Here is a 25,385-nt window from a genome sequence, read left to right on the forward strand (position 1 = left end):
GCAATTGTTATCATTATACTCTTAGTAAGCTTTTCCAAAGTAAACCATCTTCTTCGCAGGTTTTCCACAATGAACACATACGTCACTTAAATGTTCCTGCTCAAATGGCATACATCTTGTTGTAGCTGTTGTCTCGTCTTTGATCGCTTCTTCACATTCTGTTTCTCCACACCACATTGCTTTTACGAAACCATCCTGTTTCTCGATGTGGGCTTTGAATTCATCCCAGTTTCTAGCCTCTACTGTATGTTCTTCCAGATGTTTCTTTGCTCTCTCAAGCATATCATTCTGCATCTGTTCTAATACTTCACCAAGTTTTGTCTCGATCTCATCTAAAGATACAATGATCTTCTCTCTTGTATCACGACGAACGATCACCGCCTGATTCTTCTCAATATCTTTTGGTCCGATCTCGATTCTTGTAGGAATTCCGCGTACTTCCTGTTCACTGAATTTCCATCCTGGGCTCTTATCAGAATCATCAACTTTTACTTTGTAAGAAGAAGCAAGTCTCTTTCTGATCTCTTCTGCTTTATCAAGCACTCCTTCTTTCTTCTGCATGATCGGTACGATCATTGTCTGTACTGGTGCGATTCTTGGTGGTAGTACAAGACCTGAATCATCTCCGTGAACCATGATGATCGCTCCGATGATACGTGTAGACATTCCCCATGATGTCTGATGTACATACTGAAGTTTATTATCTTTATCTGTATACTGAATATCAAATGCTTTCGCAAATCCATCACCAAAGTTATGGCTTGTTCCAGACTGTAATGCTTTTCCATCGTGCATTAATGCTTCAATCGTATATGTGGAATGTGCACCTGCGAATTTCTCTTTCTCTGTCTTCTGTCCTTTTACAACTGGAATTGCCAGATACTGCTCACAGAAATCTGCATACATATTTAACATCTGTACCGTTCTTGCTTCAGCTTCTTCTTCTGTCGCATGTGCTGTATGTCCTTCCTGCCAGAAGAACTCTGAAGTTCTTAAAAATGGTCTTGTTGTTTTTTCCCAACGTACAACAGATACCCACTGATTATATAATTTAGGTAAATCTCTGTGAGACTGGATGATCTTTGAATAGAAATCACAGAATAATGTCTCAGATGTAGGTCTTACACAAAGACGTTCCTGTAATTCTTTATCTCCACCATGAGTTACCCATGCAACTTCTGGTGCAAATCCCTCAACATGGTCTTCTTCTTTCTTTAAAAGGCTTTCTGGAATAAACATTGGCATTGCAACATTTTCCACACCTGTTTCTTTAAATTTAGCGTCTAAAACTTTCTGGATATTCTCCCAGATCGCATATCCATTCGGACGTAAGATCATACATCCACGAACGCTTGAATAATCTGCTAATTCTGCTTTCTTAACAACATCTGTATACCACTGTGCAAAATCATCTTCCATCGCAGTGATCGCTTCTACTAATTTCTTATCTTTTGCCATTGCAAAATGTCTCCTTTTCTATGGTTATATACACAGTTTTTGTGTACAATGATACTAAGAATAATATTACTGTAAAATGTCGGATTTTTCAAGGGGTGACGTTTTATTTAACTACACAAAAAGGAGTTTTTTATGGCAAATGAAAACAAGATGGGGTATCTTCCCATCAAAAAGCTGATATTGCAGATGTCCCTTCCTCCGATGTGTTCCATGTTTCTGCAATATTCTTACAACCTTGTTGACAGCATGTTCGTGGCTAATATCAATGAAAATGCACTTGCGGCAGTTTCTCTTTCCTTCCCGATCACAACCCTTATGATCTCCCTGTCCATCTGGATTGGGGTCGGTATCAACGTTTTGATCGCAGGTTATCTTGGAGAGAAAGAACAAGACCTTGCTGACTGTGCAACAACACTTGGATTGTTGGTAGCCTTGATCGTCGGTATCTGTATCAATATCCTTGCACTATTGATCATGAAACCGTACTTTTCAGCATTCACAAACAATCCAGCTATTTTTGACTATGCGATGCAGTATATGTCCGTCTGTGCTTTTATGCAGGTTCCAAACATGGTACATATCGCCATCCAAAAGGTCTTTCAGGGTACTGGAAATATGATCACTCCTATGTGGTTTCAGATCGCAGGAGTTATCTTTAACTTTGTTTTCGATCCATTACTGATCTTTGGAATCGGACCATTCCCTAAGATGGGAATCCGTGGTGCTGCACTGGCTACTGTCCTTGGATATGCTTTATCTATGGTGATTGCTTTTCTTCTGCTTGTTTTTACAAAACAGAAAGTTCGTATCAAGATCAAAGGATTCCATGTTGATTCTCATATGTTAAAGAATCTGTTTTCCTATGGATTTCCTTCATTTGTTATGAATGCTCTTGGATCTTTTATGCTGACATTTACCAATCTGTTTTTAACAGCTTATTCAGATACTGTTGTTGCCTTTTTTGGCGCCTATTTCAAAGTACAACAGATGATCTTCATGACAGTAAATGGCTTGATCCAAGGATGTTTGCCTGTCATGAGATTCAACTACAGTGCCAAACAGCCAGAACGTTTAAAAGAAGCTTTTCATTTTGGCACACAGGCGGCAACTGTTATGATGATCGGTGGAACATGCCTGCTTCTGTTTTTACCAAAACAGATCTTGTTCCTGTTTGCAGCTTCTGAATCAATGATCAAAATCGGAGTTCCAGCCATGCGGATCCTGTCGATCGGTTTAGTTTTCTGTGGATTTTCTATTATGATCGCTACTTATCAGCAGGCAATGGAGAAGATCCAATCTAGTATGTTGATCCACATCTTACGGCAGGGAATTTTATTGGTGCCTTTGATGTGTCTGTTTAATCATATGTTTGGGATAAATGGGATTTGGATCTCATTTCCTGTAACAGAAATTTTAGTGTTTATTGTGGCTGTTTTATTACAAACTGTTATTCCAAAACCACAATAAAAATTATTATTTCTTGTATTAAAAAAACTCACTCCTGTGAAAATAAAAAAGGTAGCAGATTCCTTTTCCGACGAAATTGGAATCTGCTACCTTACATTTTATACTTTATCACATTTTTAAATATTACAGTAAAGATTTATATAATCCAATAATATCCTCAACACTTGCATCCTTAGGGTTTCCAGGTGCACATGCATCTGCATAAGCGGATTCTGCTAAGAACTGGATATCTTCTTCTTTCACGATTTCTTTTAAGTCTGCTGGTATTCCGACATCTGCTGATAATTTTTTAACCGCATCAACGGCTGCTTTTCTGTATTCTTCCTGTGTCATATCTTCGACACCTTCTACACCCATTGCTTTTGCGATATATTTGTATTTATCTCCTGTTGCATCTGCATTGTATTCCATAACTGTTGGAAGTAAGATCGCATTCGCTACTCCATGAGGTGTATCATAAACTGCACCTAATGCATGAGCCATAGAATGTACGATTCCAAGTCCTACATTTGAGAATCCCATTCCTGCAATGTACTGTCCCATTGCCATTCCTTCTCTTCCTTCTGGTGTATTCTCAACAGCTCCTCTTAAGCTGTCAGAGATCAGTTCGATGGCTTTGATATGGAACATATCTGTCATTTCCCAAGCTGCTTTTGTTGTGTATCCTTCGATGGCATGTGTTAATGCATCCATACCTGTTGCTGCTGTTAATCCTTTTGGCATAGAAGACATCATTTCTGGGTCGATCACTGCGATCACTGGAATATCATGAGGGTCTACGCATACGAATTTACGTTTCTTTTCAACGTCTGTGATAACGTAGTTGATCGTTACTTCTGCAGCTGTTCCGGCTGTTGTTGGAACTGCGATGATTGGTACGCAAGGTTTCTTAGTATCTGCAACTCCCTCTAAGCTTCTCACATCTTCAAATTCCGGGTTGTTGATGATAATTCCAACAGCTTTTGCTGTATCCATAGAAGATCCACCACCAATAGCGATCAGGTAATCAGCTCCTGCTGCCTTAAATGCTGCAACTCCTGTCTGTACGTTTTCGATTGTTGGATTTGGTTTGATCTGTGAATATACTTCATATGCAAGTCCTGCATTATCTAATACATCTGTTACCTTCTTTGTAACTCCGAATTTTACAAGGTCTGGATCAGAACAAACAAATGCTTTTTTGAATCCACGTTTTGTTGCTTCTGTTGCGATCTCCTGAATTGCTCCTGCTCCATGATAAGATGTTTCATTTAATACGATACGATTTACCATTTTATACACTCCTTTTGTATTGACATTTTTTTAACTATCTCCAGTATAAAATTGTTTTTTCATAAATACAAGTTACACATTTAGCGAAATGTAAAAAATGTTACACTTCATCAAAAGTGTAACATTTTCTCATCTTTATATATCTTTAAATAGATCATATAACTTTGGAGGCATCGCATCAATCAACTGATCTGTAAGCTGTTCCGGCGACATCTTCATTCCTGTTGTCGCCCATTCTACGGTCATGGCAATTGAACCTCTGCAATACATTCTCAATAAGAATTCTAATTCTTCTGGAATTTTATCAACGCCCTGTTTGTGAATGATATCACAATAAAATTGATAAATACACTGATAATCATACTCCATCAGACAGTTCTGACTCTCGCTTGAAAAAGCTGCTGCGAAAAATTGTCCTTCACCTTTGATGAATTCAAATTTCTTGATCAACCCTTCTCTTAATGTCAGACTGATGCCCATCTGTTTAAACGACATCTGAGCCAATACATCAAAATACCAGTTGATCAGATCATATTTATCCTTAAAATGCCGATAAAAAGTTGGACGAGTTACATCACACTGATCTACGATCTGTTTGACTGTAATCTTATCTACTGGCGTATGCACCAACAGATCTTTCATTGCATTTGCTAATTTATATTTCATTTTCTCTGATACGTCCATCTCGTCCCACCTTCTTTCATATATGGTTTTATTGTACCTTATTTGACACCATTTATAAAGGCAAAAAAGGCTATTATCTGCTTCAAATAACAACCTTTTTATCTATTATCAAGAAGTTTCATGTTTAATAAGAGGCATTTCCTCTTTGACCACAAAGTGCTTCGAATTCTTTTAATTTGTTTTTTGCCTGCTGGGAGACATTTCTTGGAACCTGAATCTGAACAACTGCGTATTGATCTCCCTTCTGAGATGGATTCTTCATAAGTGGCATTCCTTTTCCACGCAGTCTGATCTTAGATCCTGACTGAGTTCCTTCTTTGATCTTACAGATAACATTTCCATATAATGTCTTGATCACTGCTTCACCTCCACAAACGGCTGTGCTAAATGGAACATTGATCGTTGTATACACATCATTTCCTTTTCGCTCAAATCCTTGTTTCTCACCTACTGTTACTTTCAGGAATAAATCACCTGCTTCACCGCCTCCGATTCCTGGATTTCCTTTTCCTCTTAAGCGGACACTTTTTCCTGTATCAATTCCGGCGGGTATATGAACCTGTAATGACTGCATTGCACCATTTTGATCTTGCAGATGTATGACTTTATCGCAGCCTGTAACCGCTTCATCAAAACTAATAGAGATATCTGCGTGTGCATCGGAACCTTTCTGTCTGAAGGATCCACTTCCGAATCCACCGCCTCCAAATCCATCAGAAGAGCCAAAACCTCCTTGATGGAAACTGCTTCGATGGAATCCTTTGCTGTTTCTTCCTCCACCGAACATACTTCCAAAGATGTCACCAAAGATATCATCTCCATCTCCACCTTCAAAGTGGAATTCCTGATATCCTCCATGCGTACCACCATAGTTTTGGTAATTCTTATAGAACTCAGATTCTGCTCCAGTTCCGTCAAAGGCAGCATGACCATATTGATCGTATAATTTTCTCTTCTCTGGATCACTTAATATATTATAAGCATCAGTTGCTTCTTTGAATTTCTGTTCTGCTGTTTTATCTCCGGGATTCATATCTGGGTGATATTTCTTTGCCAGTTTCCGATATGCTTTCTTGATCGTTTTCTCATCTGCAGTTTTACTGATTCCAAGAACTTCATATAAATCACGTTTTGCTGCCATTTCGTTTCACCTTCTTTTCCTTTCATTCTCAAATAGATAGAAAGATTCCCCGGGAATCTGATCATCCCGGGGAAAGTTCGCTTATCCTTCGATCGTTACGAATTTCTTTTCTTCTACTTTCTTTTCCGGAGCTTTCTTCGGAATATCCAGCATCAGAATACCATTCTCGTATTTACCGTGGATATCTTTCTCTGTGATATCTTTGCCAACATAGAAGCTTCTGCTCATGTTTCCTGCGTAACGTTCACGACGGATATATTTACCTTCTTTATCTTTCTCATCTTTATCTAATCCTTTTGCTGCACTGATCGTTAAATATCCGTCCTTCAGCTCAGCTGTGATCTCATCTTTCTTAAATCCTGGAAGGTCGATCGCTACTTCGTAGTTTCCGTCTTTTTCCTTCACATCAGTCTTCATTAAGTTCTTTGCGTGTTTACCATACAGTTCTTTATCAATATCTGGGAAAGAAAAATCCATCCAGTCGTCGTTAAATAAGTTTCCTCCAAAAATACTAGGCATCATCATCATAAGTCATCTCTCCTTTTCTTTATAATAATGTTTGGGCGTGTCAGGGTAATTCCTGACACTTGCCTTTTATGTGAAGCATATTGAGAAGTTCTCAATATGACTTGTTGTATCTTATGGAGCCTTCGGTTCTTTGGCTTCTCTCTTAAGCCCTTCCCTCTTGCTCTAGTTGTACTATAACATCTATTATTAGCACTGTCAAGAGGTGAGTGCTAATTTTTTTAAAATTTTATTTCTAACATGTTATCAAACCAACAAATCACAACCTGCAGTACTCCACAAATTTCTCCATTTCTTTTGTCATATATTTATTTGCATGATAAAACACTTGTCGATACATTGTAATATCAATATCTTTCACATCTAATTTTGCGATCTTCCCTTCTTCAATATCCTTTTCTACAACAAATAATGGAAGATAAGAAAGCCCTTTCCCTGTCTTTAACATTTTCTTGATAAAGGCCGTATCACTGCATTCAAGCACTGGTGATAATGTCTGTTTGTGAAGTGCCAGTTCCTGTTCTAATGCCTGTCTGTAATTTGCGTTTCGTTCTGTCAGATAAAATGGTGCATTTAAAATTTCTTCGATCTCAATATCCTTTTTCCCTGCTAATTTATAATTTGGTGCAGACACAAAGATCACAGGCTCCGCTTTTTCCATGACTTTCACCCAGTTTTTATTCCATCTTGGTGTGTCCAGAATATAAATGACATCGAGTTCATTGTGTTCCATCTTCTGGATCAGGCGTTCTGGAGAACCGATCGTGATCTGAATTCTAACCTGTGGATGTTCTTTCCGAAACCGCTGTACAATTTCTTGCAATTTGACAGTGCAGAGTGATTCAATCGTTCCGATATGTAATGGATTTTTTAACTCTGCAGTATCATTCATTGCATCTTTTGCCTTGTGCATTTCATCAATGATCTTATTTGCATGTATTAAAAATTCTTTTCCTTTCGGTGTGAGTATCACTTTTTTTCCTGTACGGTCAAATAACCGCACTCCTAATTCTGTCTCTAACTGACGGATCTGTACTGTTACAGCAGATTGCGAATAACCTAGTAATTCTGCGGTTTTTGAGAAGTTCTTCACTTGTGCTATCTGCATAAATGTCTGTATCTGACGGAATTCCATTTTTTCTCCTTTGTACTATTATGAATAATTTTCAATGTTATCATTAAATCTATGAATTTGATTCATCTATACGTGGATGATACAATACAAACATAAAGACGTCAAACATTTTTTGTGCACATTAAACAAACTACGATGATATGTGATTAAGCTTTTAGAGGAGTAATTAAAAATGGAAAAGAAAAAATTTAAACTTGGTCTGGTACCAAAACTCATTATTGCCATCATTATTGGTATCCTGTTTGGACAGTTCCTTCCAACTGGATTCTGCCGCTTTGTTGTAACACTGTCTGGATTCTTCAGTACCTACTTAAAATTCATCATTCCACTGATGATCCTTGCTTATGTAACTATGGGAATCGCTGATCTGTCACAAGGTGCTGGACAGCTGCTTTTAATTACCGTTGCTCTTGCTTATGGTTCAACTTTACTTGCTGGTACAGCTTCTTACCTTGTATCATCCAATCTGTTCCCACACTTTATGACTTCTGGGGCATTAGATCAGATTGCTGCGACTGCTGATGCGTCACTGAAACCTTATTTTTCACTGACGATCACACCGCTGTTTGATACATTATCTGCTGTTGTTCTTGCTTTCATTTTAGGATTATGCTTATCCACAATGAAAAGTAAAGAGATCGGAAACAGCCTTTACAACGGAATGAGCGATTTCTCAACGATCATCGATAAAGTCCTTCACAAAACGATCATTCCTTTATTGCCATTGTATATCTGTGGTACATTTACTGATATGACGAAATCAGGGAAAACATTTGCAATCCTTGGAATCTTATGGAAAGTATTCCTTGTAGTGATCATCATGCACTTTGTATGTATCACGATCCAGTTTATAATTGCAGGTTCTGTCAGCAAAAAGAATCCTCTCTCTCTTATTAAAAATCAGGTTCCTGGTTATACTACAGCTTTAGGAACTCAGTCTTCTGCTGCTACAATTCCTGTCAATCTGGAATGTGCAAAGAATGACGGTGTCAGTGCTCAGATCCGTAACTTTGTAGTGCCTCTTTGTGCCAATATCCACATGGCAGGTTCTATGATCACGATCACAGCATGTGCAACTGCTGTATGTTTGATGAATCAGTTACCGATCAGCCTTGCAACTGTTATTCCATTTATTATGACACTTGGTGTTGCAATGGTCGCTTCTCCTGGAGCTCCAGGTGGATCTATCATGACTGCATTACCTTTCCTTTACATGGTATTTGGTACAACAGCAGGAGATACAAACGGACCAATCTGTGCTTTAATGGTTGCACTTTATATCACACAGGATTCTTTCGGAACTGCATGTAACATTTCCGGAGATAATGCGATTGGAATCGTTGTAGATTCTATTTACAAGAAATTTATTTTAAAAGAAGATACAGTGGAGGCTTAATTTATGTCTTTTATCAGTGCATTTGATGTTATGGGACCAAATATGATCGGTCCTTCAAGCTCCCACACAGCTGGGGCTGCAAGGATTGCATTTCTCGCAAGAAAAATGTTAAATAGTACACTGAAAAAAGTTCAGTTTACACTCTATGGATCTTTTGCAAAAACTTATCATGGACACGGAACGGATCGTGCCTTATTAGGTGGAATCATGGGATTTGGAACCGATGATATGAGAATCCGTGATTCTTTCGAGATTGCAAAAGACATTGGACTTGATTTCTCTTTTGTACCAAATGAAATAGAAACTGATGTCCATCCAAATACAGTGGATATCTTAATGGCAAATGAAAACGGAGATCACATCATGATCCGTGGGGAATCTTTAGGCGGTGGAAAAGCCAGAATTTGCCGTATCAATGATGTAGAAGTTGATTTTACCGGGGAATACAGTACCTTGATCGTGATCCAGAAAGATAAACCTGGCGTTGTTACTTATATCACAAAATGTCTGAGTGATCAGGATGTTAATATCGCTTTTATGCGTCTTTTCAGAGAATCTAAAGGAAATACAGCTTATTCTATCGTTGAATCCGATGGGCTTCTTCCTGAAAACATCGCAGAGGAGATTAGGAAAAGCCCAAATGTCTCAGATGTTATGATCATTCAGCTGTAGAAAGGAGACTGAAATATTATGGATTTTAAAAACGCAAATGAATTGCTTGATTTATGTAAAAAACATGATCTTCCAATCTCCGAAGTGATGAGACAGCGTGAGATCATAGAAGGGGAAAAAGAAGCTGATACGGTTCATGATGCAATGGCAAGAGTTCTTGAGATCATGAAAAATGCTGCTTTTACTCCGATCAAAGAACCGGTTCGTTCCATGGGTGGACTGATCGGTGGCGAGGCAAAGAAGATTGCTTCCCGGTATCATTCTGGATTTGGAATCTGTGGTGATCTGTTAGAAAAAAGTATGATCTATGCGATGGCGACTCTTGAGACGAATGCATCCATGGGGTTGATCGTAGCATCCCCAACCGCAGGGTCTGCCGGAATCGTTCCTGGACTTTTACTTGGGCTTCAGGAAGTTCATAAATTAGATGATGAACAAATCATTCAGGCACTGTTTAATGCCAGTGCGATCGGATATCTTGCTATGAGAAATGCAACGGTTGCAGGTGCTGTCGGCGGGTGTCAGGCGGAAGTCGGTGTTGCTTCTGCGATGGCTGCTTCTGCCATTGTCGAACTGCTTGGCGGTGATCCAGAACAATGTCTTGGAGCTGCCTCTACCGTTTTAATGAATATGTTAGGTCTTGTTTGTGACCCCGTTGGCGGGTTGGTGGAATATCCATGCCAGAACCGTAATGCCGCAGGTGTTGCAAATGCGATCATCGCAGCTGAGATTTCTTTATCTGGAATCCATCAGCTCATCCCGTTTGACGAAATGTTAAACGCAATGTATATCGTTGGTAAACGACTGCCAGCTGAACTAAGAGAAACCGCCCAGGGAGGCTGCGCTGCAACTCCTTCTGCATGTGCTGCATGCGGAGGTTGTGCGTAAAAATTCCTTCAGAACACATTTTTAAATAGTAGGTAATAAATCAATCTCTTTTTTGCCTCTTTTGGGTGTTTTCATATATTGGTATCTAAAAGAGTGTCTGCATCACTTAATGATGCAGACACTCTTTATTTACTATATCTTAAGCATCCGATATCCAATACCTATATGTGTCTGTATATACTGCATGCCATCTTTATCTGGCTGTAATTTCTTCCGTAATGTTGCCATAAACACTCTAAGTGATGCAACATCATTTTCCAGTGAACTGCCCCAGATCTGTTGCGTGATATAAGTGTGAGTCAGTACTTTTCCAACATTATGAGACAGCAAACATAATAATTTATATTCGATTGGTGTTAAATGCAGTTCTTTATCTTTTAAATATGTAGATCCTGCTGTATAGTCGATCTTTAACTCTCCATTTACAAAGACTGCTTGTTCTTGTTCCTCGCCTGACTGGATCAATGCTAATCGGCGCTGTGTAACCCTGATCCTTGCAAGCAGTTCATCAACTGAAAATGGTTTTGTGATATAATCATCTGCTCCTGCATCCAGTGCTTCTATTTTATCTACATCTTCACTTCTTGCACTGATAACGATAATTGGTACGTTAGACCATGTTCTTACTTTTTTGATCACATCCACACCTTCCATATCAGGCAATCCAAGATCTAATAAAATGATCTCTGGTTTATGAGAAGATGCCTCTAAAATAGCTGAACTTCCATTCTCTGCTGTAATATATTTATAATCATGTGTTTTTAATGTTGTCACGATCAGATTACGGATTGGCCGGTCATCCTCCACGACTAAAATTAATGCTTTATTCATTTAATGTAACCTCACTTAATGGCAGTGTGAAAGAAAAAATACAACCATGTGGTGTATTGTCCTCCAACACCAGTTTCCCGTTATGCACCTCTATGATCGAACGGCAAAGTGCCAAACCTAAACCAAGACTTCGATGGCTGTCTGCGATCGTATTTTTCCCTGTATAAAACATTTCAAATATATGCGGCTTCATTTCATCACAAATTCCAGGGCCGTTATCTTCTACTTGAATCTTTGCTTTTCCATTTTCATTCATGGCACAAATGCGGATTGTAGATCCTTTCGGTGTATATTTAATTGCATTATCGACCAGATTGATCAACACTTGCAGGATCAGCCGCACATCCATACGTGCAAGTATCAATTCATCGCATTCTGTAACGATCTGATACTCTTCATGTTTCCTGCTGATATGCCGTAATGATTCCGCGATCACCTCATCTAATAATTGATCTGTAAATTTCAGTTTTAATCTTCCATCATTTAATCTTGTGATCGATAATAAATTTTCAACGATATTGATCAACCATTCTGAATCATCATAAATATCTGTATAAATCTGATGTTTTGTTATATCATCAAGACGTTCTCCACTATTTAACAGCATGTCTGCATTCCCAGAAATGGAACAAAGTGGTGTCCTTAGATCATGTGAGATCGCACGAAGCAGATCTGCTCTTAACTGTTCATTTTTGGCAAGAACGGAGATTTTTTCTTTCTCCATGATATTCTTTTTATTTTCCATGGCAAGTGCACATTCATTGATCACAGAAAGTAAGATACTATATTCGAAGGAATCTAATGTATATTCGTCAACTGGTATTGCGATCACACCATACACATTATCCTCAATACAAATGGCAAGGTATAGACACTGTGCATCTTTAAAACGTTCGGTCGTTGCTCCAGCACGCTGCTTGTTTTCATACACCCATTTTGCGATCTCCTGCTCCCTGCTTGTCAATAAATCTTCTGTCTGTTCTTTCTTTTTATTCGAAAATATATGTGGTGCTGACAATTCATCGCCTTCCACAACATATGCTACAATACTGCGGTCTAATAATTTGATAAGCTGTGTACATGTAATACTTAAAATATCCGTATCGTTTTTTGCTTTTTGAAGTAACCGGTCTGTGTCAAATAAAATCTGTGTACGAAATGCAGATTGTGCTGAAAGCCTTGCATGTGTTTTTAATTTTGCTGCAAGTGTTCCAGTAATGACAGAAGATATTAACATGATCACAAAAGTTACCGGATATCCAACTGCATATGTCTGAAATGACATTCTTGGTTCCGTAAGGAAAAAGCAGAACAAAAATACACTTAAGACAGAACCTCCAATGCTGTATAAATATCCATCTGTAAGGATTGACGTTAATAAAACACCCAAAATATAAATTGTAACGATGTTTGTATCTGTAAATTGAAGTTTCTGGATGAATAGACCGATCAACGTACAAACTGCAAATATAAATAATGTCAATAAACTGTCTTTCATCGTAGGCTTTCCTACATAAACCGCTCCATGCGGTTTTCGATAATTATCTAAGTTCATCGCATCTGGAATAATGTGGATATCAATATCAGGAACAGCCTCGATCAACTTCTCTGTTAATGTCTGTTTGCTGAAAAAGTGATTTCTCTTTGCACTGCTTTGTCCGATCACGATTTTTGTGACATTTGATAAATGTGCATATTCCGCGATCTGTACCGGAACATTTTCCCCATGTGTCATTACGATTTCCGCACCAGATTCCTTTGCAAATTGTACATGAGCTTCCAGTCTTCTTTTGTCCGATTCTCTTTCTCTTTTTCCTGTCTGTACATACAATGCCGTAAAACGTGCCCGCATATCTCTTGCCATTTTTGCTGCTGTACGTATGATCTTTTCATTCGATGGTGAAGAAGAAAGACAAACAAGAATGTGTTCGTTTTCTTTGTTCAGCTCTACAAATTCTCCTGTGCTCATCTTGGCCCCCTTTCCTTATCGGATGCATTATATCACGATCGTCAATAATAATCCATAAACACATCAATCATCGTCATCATCTTGCTCCCTGTCAATTACTTTCCGATTTTCTCCAAGAAAATAATTTACTTTTTTCAAAAAGAATAACACAAATGCAAACATCAGTATTACCGCCAATGCTAAAATGAAATCTGACATAAGCTCTCACCTCTTTTTCATGACATCAGATACAAAAACACTTTTTGATCGCTTTATATTCTCCTAATACCAATAATGTAACATCTTCCTTAAAACAGGTATCCGCAGATATCGCCATACTTACTTTTCCATCATCTTTTACTGCCATAATGTTAATATCATATTTTTTTCTAATATCAAGTTTTCCCACTGTCTTTCCGATCCATTCCTTCGGAACCTCTACCTCAAAGATCGCATGTGAGGCATCGACTTCCATATAATCAAGAATATGATCATCGGTATAACGGATCGTTGCCCATTTTGCCACCATTTTTTCTGGATAGACTACCTTATCGGCTCCATTTCGTAAGAGGAATTTTTCCTGTACATCTCGTTCAGCTCTGGAAATAACCATTTTGCCTCCAAGTTCTTTTAACAGACAGGTGGTTTCCAACGAATTTTGGAAATTCCCACCGATCGTAACAAAACAGATATCATAATTTGCAATCCCCAGAGATTTTAAAAATTCCTCATTCGTACTGTCCCCGATCTGTGCATTCGTAACATATGGAAGTGCATCATTCACTCTTTCCTCATCCAGATCAACTGCCATGATCTCATGTCCAAGCTGACTTGACTGTATCGCTATATGTTTTCCAAAACGTCCAAGTCCGATCAATAAAATATTCTTCATCATCAATTCCCTCTTTCTTTTATCCCACTATGATCTTATCAAGTGGTAGTCTTGCTTTTCGTTTATTTTTATCTGAAAATACTGCATAGATCAGCGTCAAACCGCCAACACGTCCCAGATACATCAGTATGATCAAAATGATCTGTGACAAAATATGAAGTTTTGGTGTGATTCCTAATGTCAAACCTACGGTTCCAACTGCAGATGCTGCTTCAAACAGACAGCTTGAAAGCGGCAGTCCCTCATACACACTGATCGTCATTCCGCCTGCAAAAAACAAGATAAAATACATCATTGCGATCGTTGTTGCATTTTTTATCACACTAGCATCGATTCTTCTTCCAAATGCTGTCACATCATCACAACTTTGAAAGGTCGCCAGTACATTTAAAAGTAACAGAGCAAATGTTGTTGTTTTCATACCTCCTGCTGTAGAACTTGGTGAACCTCCGATCAACATCAATAAAATCATCATTGCCTTTGATGCTCCTGTCAGCATCGAAAGATCTGTCGTATTAAATCCTGCAGTTCTCGGTGTCACAGCTTGAAACAATGATGCAAGCAACCGGTGAATCCCTGATAGATTTCCATAATCCTGAAAGAAAAAGAAAACAGCTGGTAACAAGATCAGACATAATGTTGTAGTTAGAATAACCTTACTCTGCATATGGTAATGCTTAAAATGAAATTTATGGAGATAAATGTCTTCCCATGTAAAAAATCCAATTCCACCAATGATGATCAGTAACATGATCACAATGTTGATCACTGGATTTACCGCATATGATGTCAATGATACAAATGGATGCCATTTTGTTCCAAGAAGATCAAATCCTGCATTACAAAAGGCTGATACAGAATGAAAGATCGACATCCAGATTCCCCGTAATCCAAAATCATGACAGAAAACAGGCATCATGAATAACGCACCGATCAATTCGATCAATAAAGTTCCTTTTAAAATAAAACTCATCAATCGAACGATCCCTCCTACTTTTGGTGCAGAGATCGCATTTTGCATCGTGCTTCGCTGCATAATCGATATTTTTCTTCCTGATAATATAAATACGGCTGTTGCTGTTGTTATAACTCCCAGACCTCCGATCTGTATCAGAAACATGATCACTGTCTGTCCAAAAGCAGACCAGTAACTTCCAGTATCCACGACTGCAAGCCCTGTCACACATACTGCAGAAGTTGACGTAAATAATGCTTTATGAAATGGTGTTATGATTCCCTGAACCGATGAAATTGGCAGCATCAGGATCAATGCTCCAAAAAGGATCACTCCTGCGAACCCTAATATGATCACCTGAAATGATGTTAAATGTCTTTTTTTATAAATCTTCCATGGCATATATGATCTTACCTCTTTTTCAAATTATTTTATGACTTTTTGATCTTATCATTATTATATCTTTTATGATAAAAAGATAGTGTAAGGATATGTTCTCTTGTATTAAGATTGTATAAAGAAAAAAGGAGCATAATATGATTTCAAGAAAGGATCCTGCTTTACAGGATTCTCCGCCTGCGGCGGGTCGCTTCTGCCTCTGGGATTTCGTAAAAATATCTGTAAAATATAAAATCCATGAGAACACGATTTTTTGGTTTGTTGTTCTCATGGATTTTATTGTTTCTTATTTTTTCAAGTATTCTTCAATCATACATTCATGCTTCTTTTCTTTTTTACTATAATTAATTCCCACAAGCAAAACATTACCTGCATATTTTTGAATAGAATCTGGATATTTTTTATCCTTAATCTGTTGCAATGCACTAACAGCACTCTTATTCCACTTCAATTCCACAACAAGTGCCGGATAATCATTTCGATATTCTGTTTTTGGAATAAACACAAAATCTGCGAACCCACGTCCTGTAGGAAATTCCCTGACCGGTTTAAAATAATACTGCATTGCACTCAAATAAGCTAATGCCAATACACTGCTGAGTGAATTTTCATTGTTATATTGAATTGCTGAAACATATTCCTCATGGATCTTCTCAATCTGAGCTGCAACTATTTCTCCATCCATATCCAAAGTTGCATCCAGTAAATCCTCTGATTCTTGCTGAAATTTCAGCATTTCATTCCATTCTTTTCTTTTTGTTGCACGAATCAGTTCTTGTCTTATCTCTTCATTCGGTACAAATGCCATCCTATTAACACTTGAATACGCTAAGTATCCCATATGAATCAAATATGTTAAAACGTCATCTTTATTTACAATATTCTCAACGTCATTTTGGAATGACCCAACATCTACTTCAACAGATGCTCCCGACACCATTTCAATAATTGCGGTCTTCAATCCATCAAAATCCATATTGATCAATGGAACAATCGAATCATAAGAAGCTGTTCCTGACCAATAACTTTGGAAGTTTCCATCCGCCATCAAGTTTACAACTGCATTGGGATTATAGACATGATATTTTCCTAACTGATATCCATCATACCAACGTTTGACTTCTGTAAAATCCTTCTTATATGTCTCACAAAGTGCTTTTACTTCATCTTCTGTAAAACCGATGTAAGAAGCTAAACATCCTGCATTCAACATGGAATATTCTCGAAAATTGTTAAGTGCTGATTGTGTTTTTTCTTTCTTGATCGGCAAGATGCCTGTAAGATAAGCAAGTTGAATATATTTCGTTGGTTCTGTTCCCTTAAACATACCTCTTAGGAATCGGATATACTCATCCTGCACCTTTTTGTTCGCTGATTCATCTCTGATCAGCACATCCCATTCATCAATGATAATGATAAATTTCCGTCCTGTCTTATCCTTAACCAGAGAAAGTGCATCTGGCAAAGATACCACTTCTTGACGTAAAATCTCTGGATAAACTTCACGCAATTCATCCAGCACAACTCTTGTGATATATGGCACAACATTATCCGCATCTTCGCAATTTATCAAAAACCATTGTACATCAATATGAATCACGTCATATTTATTCAAATGTTTCTTAAAATCTTCTGATTGTCCTATCTCAAGATCAGAAAACATCTTTTCTGATTCTGCTCCCTTACTGTAATATGCTGCAAGCATATTCGCTGCATATGATTTTCCAAAACGTCTTGGGCGGCTATTACAAATATACGCATCTGTAGAATCCAGAACTTCATTCATACATACGATCAATCCTGTTTTATCTACATAAATTCTGGAATTAAGTGCTGCTTGAAACGCACTATTATCTGGATTAACAAATCTGCCCATATTTTATACCTCTCCAATTCCTTTTACCTGTTTTTAATATTTCTCTATTTTACACACGTGTTCTTTTGTTTTCTTATCATAATTAATACCAATCAACAACAGATTATCCTGATATTCTTCCAAACTTTCAAAATACTTCTTATCTTTGATCTGCTTGATCGCACCTTCTGCGCTCTGATCCCATTTTAATTCAACTACCAATGCCGGTTTCTCTGCAAATTGTTTTTTCGGAATAAAGACCAAATCTGCAAATCCTTTTCCACCTGCCAGTTCTCTGTGAATGGTATAAAAATTCCTTGCTGCATATAATGCGAGTGAAATCGTATAACTCAATGCATTTTCATCATTATACTGGATATGTGATGTCTCAAAATGTGCCTGTTCAATGGCTTTCGATACCTGTTCTTCTCTGCCTTGCCAGATTGCATTTAATGTATCTGCAGAATCTTTTAGTGCTTTTGAAACAGATCCCCAGTCTGATACTGAAACTGTATTTACATATTCTGCCCGAATCTCACTATTTGGTATCTTGACTGTTTTCGTCTTATCATCATATGCAAGATATCCAAGATGGATCAATAATGTCAGCACATCATCTTCCGTTCTGAAAGTTGCCATATCATTGGTAAAACTTTCGGTATTTACCGCTACACTTTCTCCAGCGATCATACTTAAAACATCATCTTTTAGATGCTCAAAATTCATATCAATATACATCTGTAATGCTTCAAAAGTCTCTGTCTGATTCCAGTAATTTGATATCTTTTGAAATCTCATACTATTTACAACTGATCTTGGACTATACACAGACGGTACTCCATCAAATGAATATCCGTCATACCAGTTCTTGACTTCTTCCATATCCATTCCGTATTGTTCACAGAGCTTTTTGACTTCTTGTTCTGTAAACCCGACATAACATGCTAAAGGTCCCGGGTCGATCATGGAAAATTCATCAAACATATTCAGTGCCGAATGTGTTCCATATTTCTTAATCGGTAAAATTCCTGTCATGTAAGATAGATAAATACATGCCTTATCTTTTAATAAGTCCCGTAGAAAATCTAAATATTTTTCCTGTGCTTCTTTATCTTGTTTATATTCCCTAAAAATGCAATCCCATTCATCAATGATCATAACAAATGGGTACTGCATTTGTGCATAAATATCCTGCATACACTCAATCAAATCTGTATCGTCAAAATAATCAACTTCTGGATATTCCATTTTCAAATCTCTGATCACAAGCTTCTTCACACGATCGATCAATTCTTCTACATTATGACTTCGACTTAGAAATTCCTGCATATTTAAGAATATGGTATTATATTGATTCAGATATTTTTCAAAATCTTTATCTTTTGCAATTTCAAACTTTCCAAATAATTCTTTTGAATTACAACCGCGGCTGTAATAAGCTGTCAGCATATTCGCAGCCATTGACTTCCCAAATCTTCTTGGACGGCTGACACAGACATAGTTTTGTGCTGTATCTAGTACGGAATTCGTATATTTTATCATCCCTGTCTTATCTACATAAATTTCAGACTGAATCATTCTTCTGAACTTTTCATTCCCTGGATTTAGATAATTTCCCATACGATCACCTCCTTGAATCAATTTTCTATAATATGAAAAAACTTCGTGCTCTTATCTATATTGATTATGATAGCACGAAATTTTAGCCGCCTCAACTTATATTGATTACCTGAAATGAAAAAACACCTGTTCATAACATACATAAAATATACGTTACGATCAAGTGTCTTTTCATACAGTGATTATATATAGAATTTCTTCTATCCTAGTTGTTTACTGCAACATGTTTTGCCTGATCTGAATTGTAAACTTCTTCATCAACCAGACCTTCTGTTGCTGCTGTGATAACGGCTGCTGTTGCTGCTCCTGTTACATTTGTCATTGTTCTTGCCATGTCAACGATCGTTGAGATTGGTGCAAATACGACAACTAATTCGATTGGTAAGCCAAGTGCTGCAAATACAGCTGTTGATGTGATCGTCGCTGTTCCTGGAACCCCGACTGTTCCAACAGATACTACTAATGTGATCAGGATCAGAAATGCATACTGTGCAATTCCGTAATGATATCCTAACATATGAACACTAAATACCGCTGTTAATGCTGGCCAGATTCCTGCACATGCTGGCATTCCAACATTGGCTCCAAGACCTGCCGTAAATGATGCTACATCTCCATCAACTCCAAGTGCTTCTTTTAACTGTCTTAATGTAACCGGAATCGTACCAACACTGCTTTGTGTCGTAAATGCTACATACTGAGCTGGTGCGATTCCTTTAAAGAATTTAACAGGACTTAATTTTGCTACAAATTTAATTAATAATCCTTCTACTCCAAATGCCTGAACTGCACATAAGATATAAGATAAAACTAATGTACTTAATAATGGCAGCAATTCCGTGACACTGCTTCTTCCAACGGCTCTTGCCAAGAAAGATAATACTGCATATGGTGTAAATCCAATGATCCAGTCAATTGCCTGTCCGATCACCTGATTTCCTGCATCAATAAATGCTTTAAATGGTTTTACGGATTCATTTTCTTTGGAAATTGCATTGTAAGATAATGCAATAATGATCGCAAATACGACGATCGGAATGATCTGTCCTTCACTCCAGTTTGTTGCGAAGTTGCTTGGGAATAAGTTTACGATCGTATCAACAACAGATGGAACTTCCACTTTCTGATATCCATCAGCTACTTTGTAAGCAAATCCATCACCGACTTTTAAGATGACTGCTGCGATCACTGTAATCGTACTTGCGATCGCTGTATTTAAGATCAGATAAAAGATTGACTTTCCACCGATTTTCTTTAAATGAATGGATTCGCTTAGATTTGTGATACTTGCGATGATACTAAATAACAGCATTGGTACAACAAGTGCTGTCAATACATTGGTATAGATACGTCCGAAAATCTCAACATATGTAAAATGATTTCCAAATCCCAGACCAACTGCGATTCCAAAAACTGTTCCTAATAATGTTAAAAGTCCGAAGTCTACGCCTTTCTTATAATCTAAATAATAGATAACCGCAAACAAAACAATTGTAACTGCTAGTGCGGCAAAATCTGCTGTGTTAATGCTCATTTTGTTACACATCCTCTCTTATAGTTTTTCTTTTTCATAGTTTTCCAGTAGGAATTATTCGTATAATATCATTTCCTAGTAATACTGTCAAGAATATTTGATGCTTCTTTTTTTATACAATTTTGATTTGTTGGAATGTTTATGAAGCATAATAACATTACTTTCTGTCTGAAAATTTCCTATTTTACAATCAATGCTGTTCTCCATACACACCCACTTAAATTTTCAATCTTGTGAATTGTCCACTCTATAGACTTTAGGTATATGATAAAAAATAAATAAACGATCGAAAGAGCAGCATTAGAATTTTGCCACGTTTTTTACGGATTCGCAGCCGGCTTGGTGCGTTGTCTGAGCCTCAAAGAGTTTCTGTTTTGAATACCCTTGAAGGCGAGTTACGCAAGGAAAGCCGGCGAATCAGCGATCTGTAAAAAACGTGAGGAAAATTCTCTAGCTGCTCTTCCGATCGTTTATTTATTTTTTATCATATACTCAAAATCTACAGTTGGCCAATCACAAATTTAAGATAATTCCAACTTACCAGTATATAATTGATAGTAGGTTCCTTTATTCTTAATAAGATCTTCATGATCTCCACGTTCAATGATCTTACCATGTTCAAGTACAATGATCGCATCACTATTTCGGATCGTAGATAGTCGATGGGCGATTACAAATACAGTTCTACCTTTCATCAGGTTATCCATTCCTCGCTGTACAATGCTTTCTGTTCTTGTATCAATACTTGATGTTGCTTCATCTAAGATCAGTACTGGTGGGTTGGCTACGGCTGCTCTGGCGATGGATAGTAACTGTCTCTGTCCTTGAGATAATCCTTCTCCGTCTCCGCTGATCACGGTGTCGTAACCATCTGGAAGCATTTTGATGAACTGGTCTGCGTGTGCTAATTTGGCCGCTTCGTAGATCTGTTCGTCGGTTACCCCTAAATTTCCGTAGCGGATATTGTCTTTGATCGTTCCTGTAAACAGGTGTGTATCCTGTAATACAATTCCTAAGGAACGTCTTAAGTCGTCTTTTTTGATCTTCTTGATGTTGATTCCATCGTAACGAATCTTACCATCCTGAATGTCATAGAAGCGGTTGATCAGGTTTGTGATCGTTGTTTTTCCGGCTCCTGTGGATCCTACAAATGCTAGCTTCTGTCCTGGTTTTGCGAACAGACTAATGTCATGAAGGATGGTTTTATCTTCGTTGTAGCCAAACGTTACATCTTCAAATCTTACATCTCCAGTTAATTCTGTATATGTTACAGACCCATCTGCAGAGTGTGGATGTTTCCATGCCCACATTCCTGTTCTTTCTTCACATTCGATAATGTTTCCATTTTCATCTTTCTTCGCATTTACTAATCTTACATATCCCTCATCTGTCTCAGGTTCTTCATCGATCAGGGCAAAGATCCTTTCTGCACCTGCAAGTGCCATTACAATAGAGTTAAACTGCTGTGCGACCTGCATAAATGGCTGTGTGAAACTCTTTGTAAACTGAAGGTATGATGCCATGACACCTAATGTGATCCCTCCAATACCTTCAATAGCTAACACACCACCTAATACCGCTGTTAATACAAATTGAAGGTTTCCGATATTACCTACAACTGGACCCATGATATTTGCATATTTGTTGGCATTTGCAGCACTTTCAAACAGAGATTCGTTTAACTTGTCAAATTCTTCTTCTGATTTACGTTCGTGGTTAAAGACTTTGACAACTCTCTGTCCATTCATTCTCTCTTCGATAAATCCTGTCACATCGGCTAATGATTTTTGCTGGCGGATAAAGTATTTTCCGCTGTTTCCGCCAATCGCTTTTGTCACCGTGATCATGATTCCGATAACAACAACTGCAAGAATCGTTAAAATCGGACTTAATACTAACATAGAAATAAATGTTACAATGATCGTGAAAAATGACATCAATGCCTGAGGAATTGCCTGGCTGATCATCTGTCTTAATGTGTCCGTATCATTTGTGTATAAACTCATGATCGAACCATTTGTATTCTGGTCGAAATAACGGATCGGTAATGTCTGCATATGTTCAAACATATCGTCTCTGACACGTTTTAGGACTCCTTGTCCGATAAATACCATCATCCTTGTATAAATAAATGTTGCAATGACACCTGCTGCAAAGATGCATCCAAGGACGATCATTGCGTGGTAAAAATTTGTGAAATCTGGATTGCTCTGTCCAACCAAAGGCAGGATGAAGTCATCGAGCATAAATTTCAATGATAAAGATACAGATACAGAAGCTGCTGCACTGATGAAAATGCAGACAAACACGAGAATAAACTGTAATTTATAAGTATCTGTTACATATTTTAAAAGACGTTTTGCTGTCTTCGCCGTATTTTTGTTGATCGTCTTTTCTGGTCTTTTACTCATCGTCTTCTCCCCCTTTCACCTGTGATTCATAGACTTCTCTGTAAATATCATTTGTCTTTAATAATTCTTCGGATGTTCCAACACCCATGATCTTTCCATCATCTAATACGATGATCTGGTCTGCATCTTCGATGGAAGATACTCTCTGTGCGATGATGATCTTTGTTGTATTCGGAATTTCTTCACGGAATGCCTTACGGATCAATGCATCTGTCTTTGTATCAACCGCACTTGTGGAATCATCTAAGATCAAGATCTTTGGTTTCTTTAATAACGCTCTTGCGATACACAATCTCTGTTTCTGTCCACCAGAAACATTGTTTCCACCCTGTACGATCTGTGTATTGTATCCAGCTGGAAATTCATTTACAAACCCGTCTGCCTGTGCTAATTTACACATTCTCTGAACTTCTTCATCGGATGCATTTTCATCTCCCCAACGGATATTATCGTAAATTGTTCCTGTAAATAATACATTCTTCTGGAGTACCATGGATACCTGGTCTCTTAATGCTTCTAAGTTGTAATCACGGACATCAATGCCGCCGACTTTGACACATCCTTCTGTAACATCGTAAAGTCTTGGAATCAACTGTACTAATGTAGATTTTGCACTACCTGTTCCACCGATGATTCCGATTGTCTGTCCGGATCTGATATGAAGATCAACATCTTTTAAGGAAAGATTTCCACCTTCTCCTGCATAACTGAAGTTTACATGATCAAAGATGATCTCTCCGTCTTTCACTTCTGTTACTGCATCTACTTTATCCTGCATTTCTGGTACTTCTTCCAAAACTTCTGTAATACGGTCTGTAGATGCTTCTGCGATCATGATCATTACGAATACGAAGGTTACCATCATCAGAGAACCAATGATCTGTAATGCGTATACGATGATACTTGTTAATTCTCCAGTTCCCATTGTTCCATGGATGATCCCTGTTCCACCAATCGCTACAAGCAGAAGTATAACAACATACATTGTAAACTGCATAACTGGTGAGTTCCATGCAACGATCTTTTCTGCTTTTGTAAACAGTGTATATACATACTTGGAAATTCCGTGGAATTTATCGATTTCATAATCTTCACGTACAAATGCTTTTACCACACGGGATGCGTTTACATTTTCCTGTACAGAATTATTTAAGATATCATATTCATCAAATACTTTGATAAAGTGTGGATGTGCTTTTTTCGCAATAAAGATCAATGTTCCTCCTAGTAATGGAATCACGATCAAAAATAATAATGCTACTTTCACACTGTACTTTAATGTCATTACCCATGATAAAATGATCATGATCGGTGCTCTGGCAAGTAGTCGAATACTCATCATATAGGCCATCTGGATATTTGTAATATCTGTTGTCATACGTGTGACAAGTCCTGATGTTGCAAAGTGGTCGATATTCTTAAATGAGAACTCCTGCACTTTGTAGAATATATCGTGTCTTAAGTTCTTTGCATATCCAGCACCTGCAACGGCTGCCATATTTCCAGCTGAAATCCCGAAAAACAGGGATAACATTGCCATAACAACTAGGATCACTCCTCGCTGGATAATATAATGTAAATCTCCGCTTGTCATTCCGATATCAATGATATTTGCCATCTCCATCGGAATCAAAACTTCCATCAGTACCTCAAGAATTACCAGGATTGGAGCAAGTATGGATTGTTTTTTGTATTCTCGGACTGATTTTAATAGGGTCTTATTCATCTTTCTTTCCTTCCTCCTTGTGTTTTTCTATAAGATTTTGTAATACCTGATATAAAACATGTTTGCATGTTATGACATCTTCCTCAGGAATGCCTTTTTCCATTCTTTTTTCACTAAGCTTAATATCTTCCAAGATTGCCTGTCTTAATCCTTCGGCTTTCTCTGTTGGTACCAGCCGCTTCTTTCTAGCATCTCCTTTGACACTTTCTCTTGTCAGATATCCATTCTTCTCCATCAACTGTACATATCCTGTCACAGTTGATTTGCGGATCTGAAATTCTTCTTCAATGTCTTTTTGATAAAGATCTTTATGCATTGTTTCTAATAAAATAAACTTTAAAATATGTTTCTGCATGATGGTAAGATCAGCCTTGATCACTTTATCAATTGGCTGATTCCTCTTCATCTCATGTGATAACATATGGATCAGTTTTCCCATGTGCATGTTATTGATCTTATCATTTATATCCTGCATTCACTCATCCCTTTCTTTTCAAAATGGTTAGCTTCCTAACTTTTTAGTATTATACAGAGAATAAAAATGAATGTCAATCGTTATTTTATTATCTCTATTAT

General features: G+C 37.6%; 21 protein-coding genes. 4 read left to right on the plus strand and 17 right to left on the minus strand.

The features are described 5' to 3' along the window. Nucleotides 1-21: 21 nt before the first annotated feature. Nucleotides 22-1,458: a proline--tRNA ligase gene (gene proS, locus QUE18_RS12705; protein ID WP_009204206.1), complete on the minus strand. Its 1,437-nt coding sequence runs from the start codon at nucleotides 1,456-1,458 to the stop codon at nucleotides 22-24. A gap of 132 nt (nucleotides 1,459-1,590) precedes the next feature. Between proS and QUE18_RS12710 the strand changes: the two genes are divergently transcribed. Further along, complete coding sequence (locus QUE18_RS12710) at nucleotides 1,591-2,925, plus strand: MATE family efflux transporter (RefSeq protein WP_009204207.1); 1,335 nt, start codon at nucleotides 1,591-1,593, stop codon at nucleotides 2,923-2,925. Nucleotides 2,926-3,048: 123 nt separating this feature from the next. On the opposite strand, the gene fucO is transcribed toward QUE18_RS12710, so the two are convergent. The 5 genes from fucO to QUE18_RS12735 form a co-directional block, all read right to left on the minus strand. Further along, nucleotides 3,049-4,197 carry a lactaldehyde reductase gene (gene fucO / locus QUE18_RS12715; protein WP_009204208.1) on the minus strand — a complete coding sequence of 383 codons (1,149 nt, stop codon included), beginning with the start codon at nucleotides 4,195-4,197 and terminating at the stop codon, nucleotides 3,049-3,051. Nucleotides 4,198-4,332: 135 nt separating this feature from the next. Beyond that, on the minus strand, nucleotides 4,333-4,881 hold the full coding sequence (locus tag QUE18_RS12720; protein WP_009204209.1) for a TetR/AcrR family transcriptional regulator C-terminal domain-containing protein: 549 nt from the start codon (nucleotides 4,879-4,881) through the stop codon (nucleotides 4,333-4,335). A 124-nt stretch (nucleotides 4,882-5,005) separates the two neighbouring features. Beyond that, nucleotides 5,006-6,022, minus strand: coding sequence for a DnaJ C-terminal domain-containing protein (locus QUE18_RS12725; protein WP_009204210.1), 1,017 nt, complete (start codon nucleotides 6,020-6,022; stop codon nucleotides 5,006-5,008). An 81-nt stretch (nucleotides 6,023-6,103) separates the two neighbouring features. Then, a complete protein-coding gene (locus QUE18_RS12730) occupies nucleotides 6,104-6,547 on the minus strand; it encodes an Hsp20/alpha crystallin family protein (RefSeq protein WP_008392176.1) in 444 nt (147 codons plus the stop codon). 259 nt (nucleotides 6,548-6,806) lie between these two features. Then, nucleotides 6,807-7,682 carry a LysR family transcriptional regulator gene (locus tag QUE18_RS12735; RefSeq protein ID WP_009204212.1) on the minus strand — a complete coding sequence of 292 codons (876 nt, stop codon included), beginning with the start codon at nucleotides 7,680-7,682 and terminating at the stop codon, nucleotides 6,807-6,809. 172 nt (nucleotides 7,683-7,854) lie between these two features. On the opposite strand from QUE18_RS12735, the gene QUE18_RS12740 reads away from it, so the two are divergent. The 3 genes from QUE18_RS12740 to sdaAA are packed head-to-tail and all read left to right on the plus strand — an operon-like array spanning nucleotide 7,855 to nucleotide 10,638. Further along, nucleotides 7,855-9,078, plus strand: coding sequence for a dicarboxylate/amino acid:cation symporter (locus QUE18_RS12740; RefSeq protein ID WP_009204213.1), 1,224 nt, complete (start codon nucleotides 7,855-7,857; stop codon nucleotides 9,076-9,078). A 3-nt stretch (nucleotides 9,079-9,081) separates the two neighbouring features. Continuing rightward, nucleotides 9,082-9,750, plus strand: coding sequence for an L-serine ammonia-lyase, iron-sulfur-dependent subunit beta (sdaAB, locus tag QUE18_RS12745; RefSeq protein WP_009204214.1), 669 nt, complete (start codon nucleotides 9,082-9,084; stop codon nucleotides 9,748-9,750). 18 nt (nucleotides 9,751-9,768) lie between these two features. Further along, a complete protein-coding gene (gene sdaAA, locus QUE18_RS12750; protein WP_009204215.1) occupies nucleotides 9,769-10,638 on the plus strand; it encodes an L-serine ammonia-lyase, iron-sulfur-dependent, subunit alpha in 870 nt (289 codons plus the stop codon). A gap of 132 nt (nucleotides 10,639-10,770) precedes the next feature. On the opposite strand, the gene QUE18_RS12755 is transcribed toward sdaAA, so the two are convergent. The 11 genes from QUE18_RS12755 to QUE18_RS12805 form a co-directional block, all read right to left on the minus strand. Further along, nucleotides 10,771-11,469, minus strand: coding sequence for a response regulator (locus tag QUE18_RS12755; protein ID WP_008392170.1), 699 nt, complete (start codon nucleotides 11,467-11,469; stop codon nucleotides 10,771-10,773). Next, nucleotides 11,462-13,438: an ATP-binding protein gene (locus QUE18_RS12760; RefSeq protein WP_009204216.1), complete on the minus strand. Its 1,977-nt coding sequence runs from the start codon at nucleotides 13,436-13,438 to the stop codon at nucleotides 11,462-11,464. Before QUE18_RS12760 ends, QUE18_RS12755 begins: the two co-directional genes overlap by 8 nt. 63 nt (nucleotides 13,439-13,501) lie before the next feature. Beyond that, a complete protein-coding gene (locus QUE18_RS12765) occupies nucleotides 13,502-13,636 on the minus strand; it encodes a hypothetical protein (RefSeq protein WP_009204217.1) in 135 nt (44 codons plus the stop codon). A 25-nt stretch (nucleotides 13,637-13,661) separates the two neighbouring features. Continuing rightward, nucleotides 13,662-14,309, minus strand: coding sequence for a potassium channel family protein (locus QUE18_RS12770; protein WP_022091482.1), 648 nt, complete (start codon nucleotides 14,307-14,309; stop codon nucleotides 13,662-13,664). A 19-nt stretch (nucleotides 14,310-14,328) separates the two neighbouring features. Then, on the minus strand, nucleotides 14,329-15,666 hold the full coding sequence (locus QUE18_RS12775) for a TrkH family potassium uptake protein (RefSeq protein ID WP_009204219.1): 1,338 nt from the start codon (nucleotides 15,664-15,666) through the stop codon (nucleotides 14,329-14,331). A 283-nt stretch (nucleotides 15,667-15,949) separates the two neighbouring features. Continuing rightward, a complete protein-coding gene (locus QUE18_RS12780; RefSeq protein ID WP_009204220.1) occupies nucleotides 15,950-17,539 on the minus strand; it encodes an AAA family ATPase in 1,590 nt (529 codons plus the stop codon). A 33-nt stretch (nucleotides 17,540-17,572) separates the two neighbouring features. Further along, entirely contained in the window at nucleotides 17,573-19,138 is a 1,566-nt protein-coding gene (locus QUE18_RS12785; RefSeq protein WP_009204221.1) for an AAA family ATPase, read from the minus strand. 205 nt (nucleotides 19,139-19,343) lie between these two features. After that, nucleotides 19,344-20,672, minus strand: a complete 1,329-nt coding sequence (locus QUE18_RS12790) for a dicarboxylate/amino acid:cation symporter (protein WP_008392163.1) — start codon at nucleotides 20,670-20,672, stop codon at nucleotides 19,344-19,346. A 521-nt stretch (nucleotides 20,673-21,193) separates the two neighbouring features. Further along, nucleotides 21,194-23,083: an ABC transporter ATP-binding protein gene (locus tag QUE18_RS12795; RefSeq protein WP_009203492.1), complete on the minus strand. Its 1,890-nt coding sequence runs from the start codon at nucleotides 23,081-23,083 to the stop codon at nucleotides 21,194-21,196. Continuing rightward, complete coding sequence (locus QUE18_RS12800; protein ID WP_009203493.1) at nucleotides 23,076-24,809, minus strand: ABC transporter ATP-binding protein; 1,734 nt, start codon at nucleotides 24,807-24,809, stop codon at nucleotides 23,076-23,078. Before QUE18_RS12800 ends, QUE18_RS12795 begins: the two co-directional genes overlap by 8 nt. After that, a complete protein-coding gene (locus QUE18_RS12805) occupies nucleotides 24,802-25,284 on the minus strand; it encodes a MarR family winged helix-turn-helix transcriptional regulator (protein ID WP_008391831.1) in 483 nt (160 codons plus the stop codon). The genes QUE18_RS12800 and QUE18_RS12805 overlap by 8 nt, the downstream gene beginning before the upstream one ends. Between the last annotated feature and the right edge of the window lie 101 nt (nucleotides 25,285-25,385).

This window comes from Anaerostipes hadrus ATCC 29173 = JCM 17467 (assembly GCF_030296915.1).
In the GTDB taxonomy this organism is placed as follows: Bacteria; Bacillota; Clostridia; order Lachnospirales; family Lachnospiraceae; genus Anaerostipes; species Anaerostipes hadrus.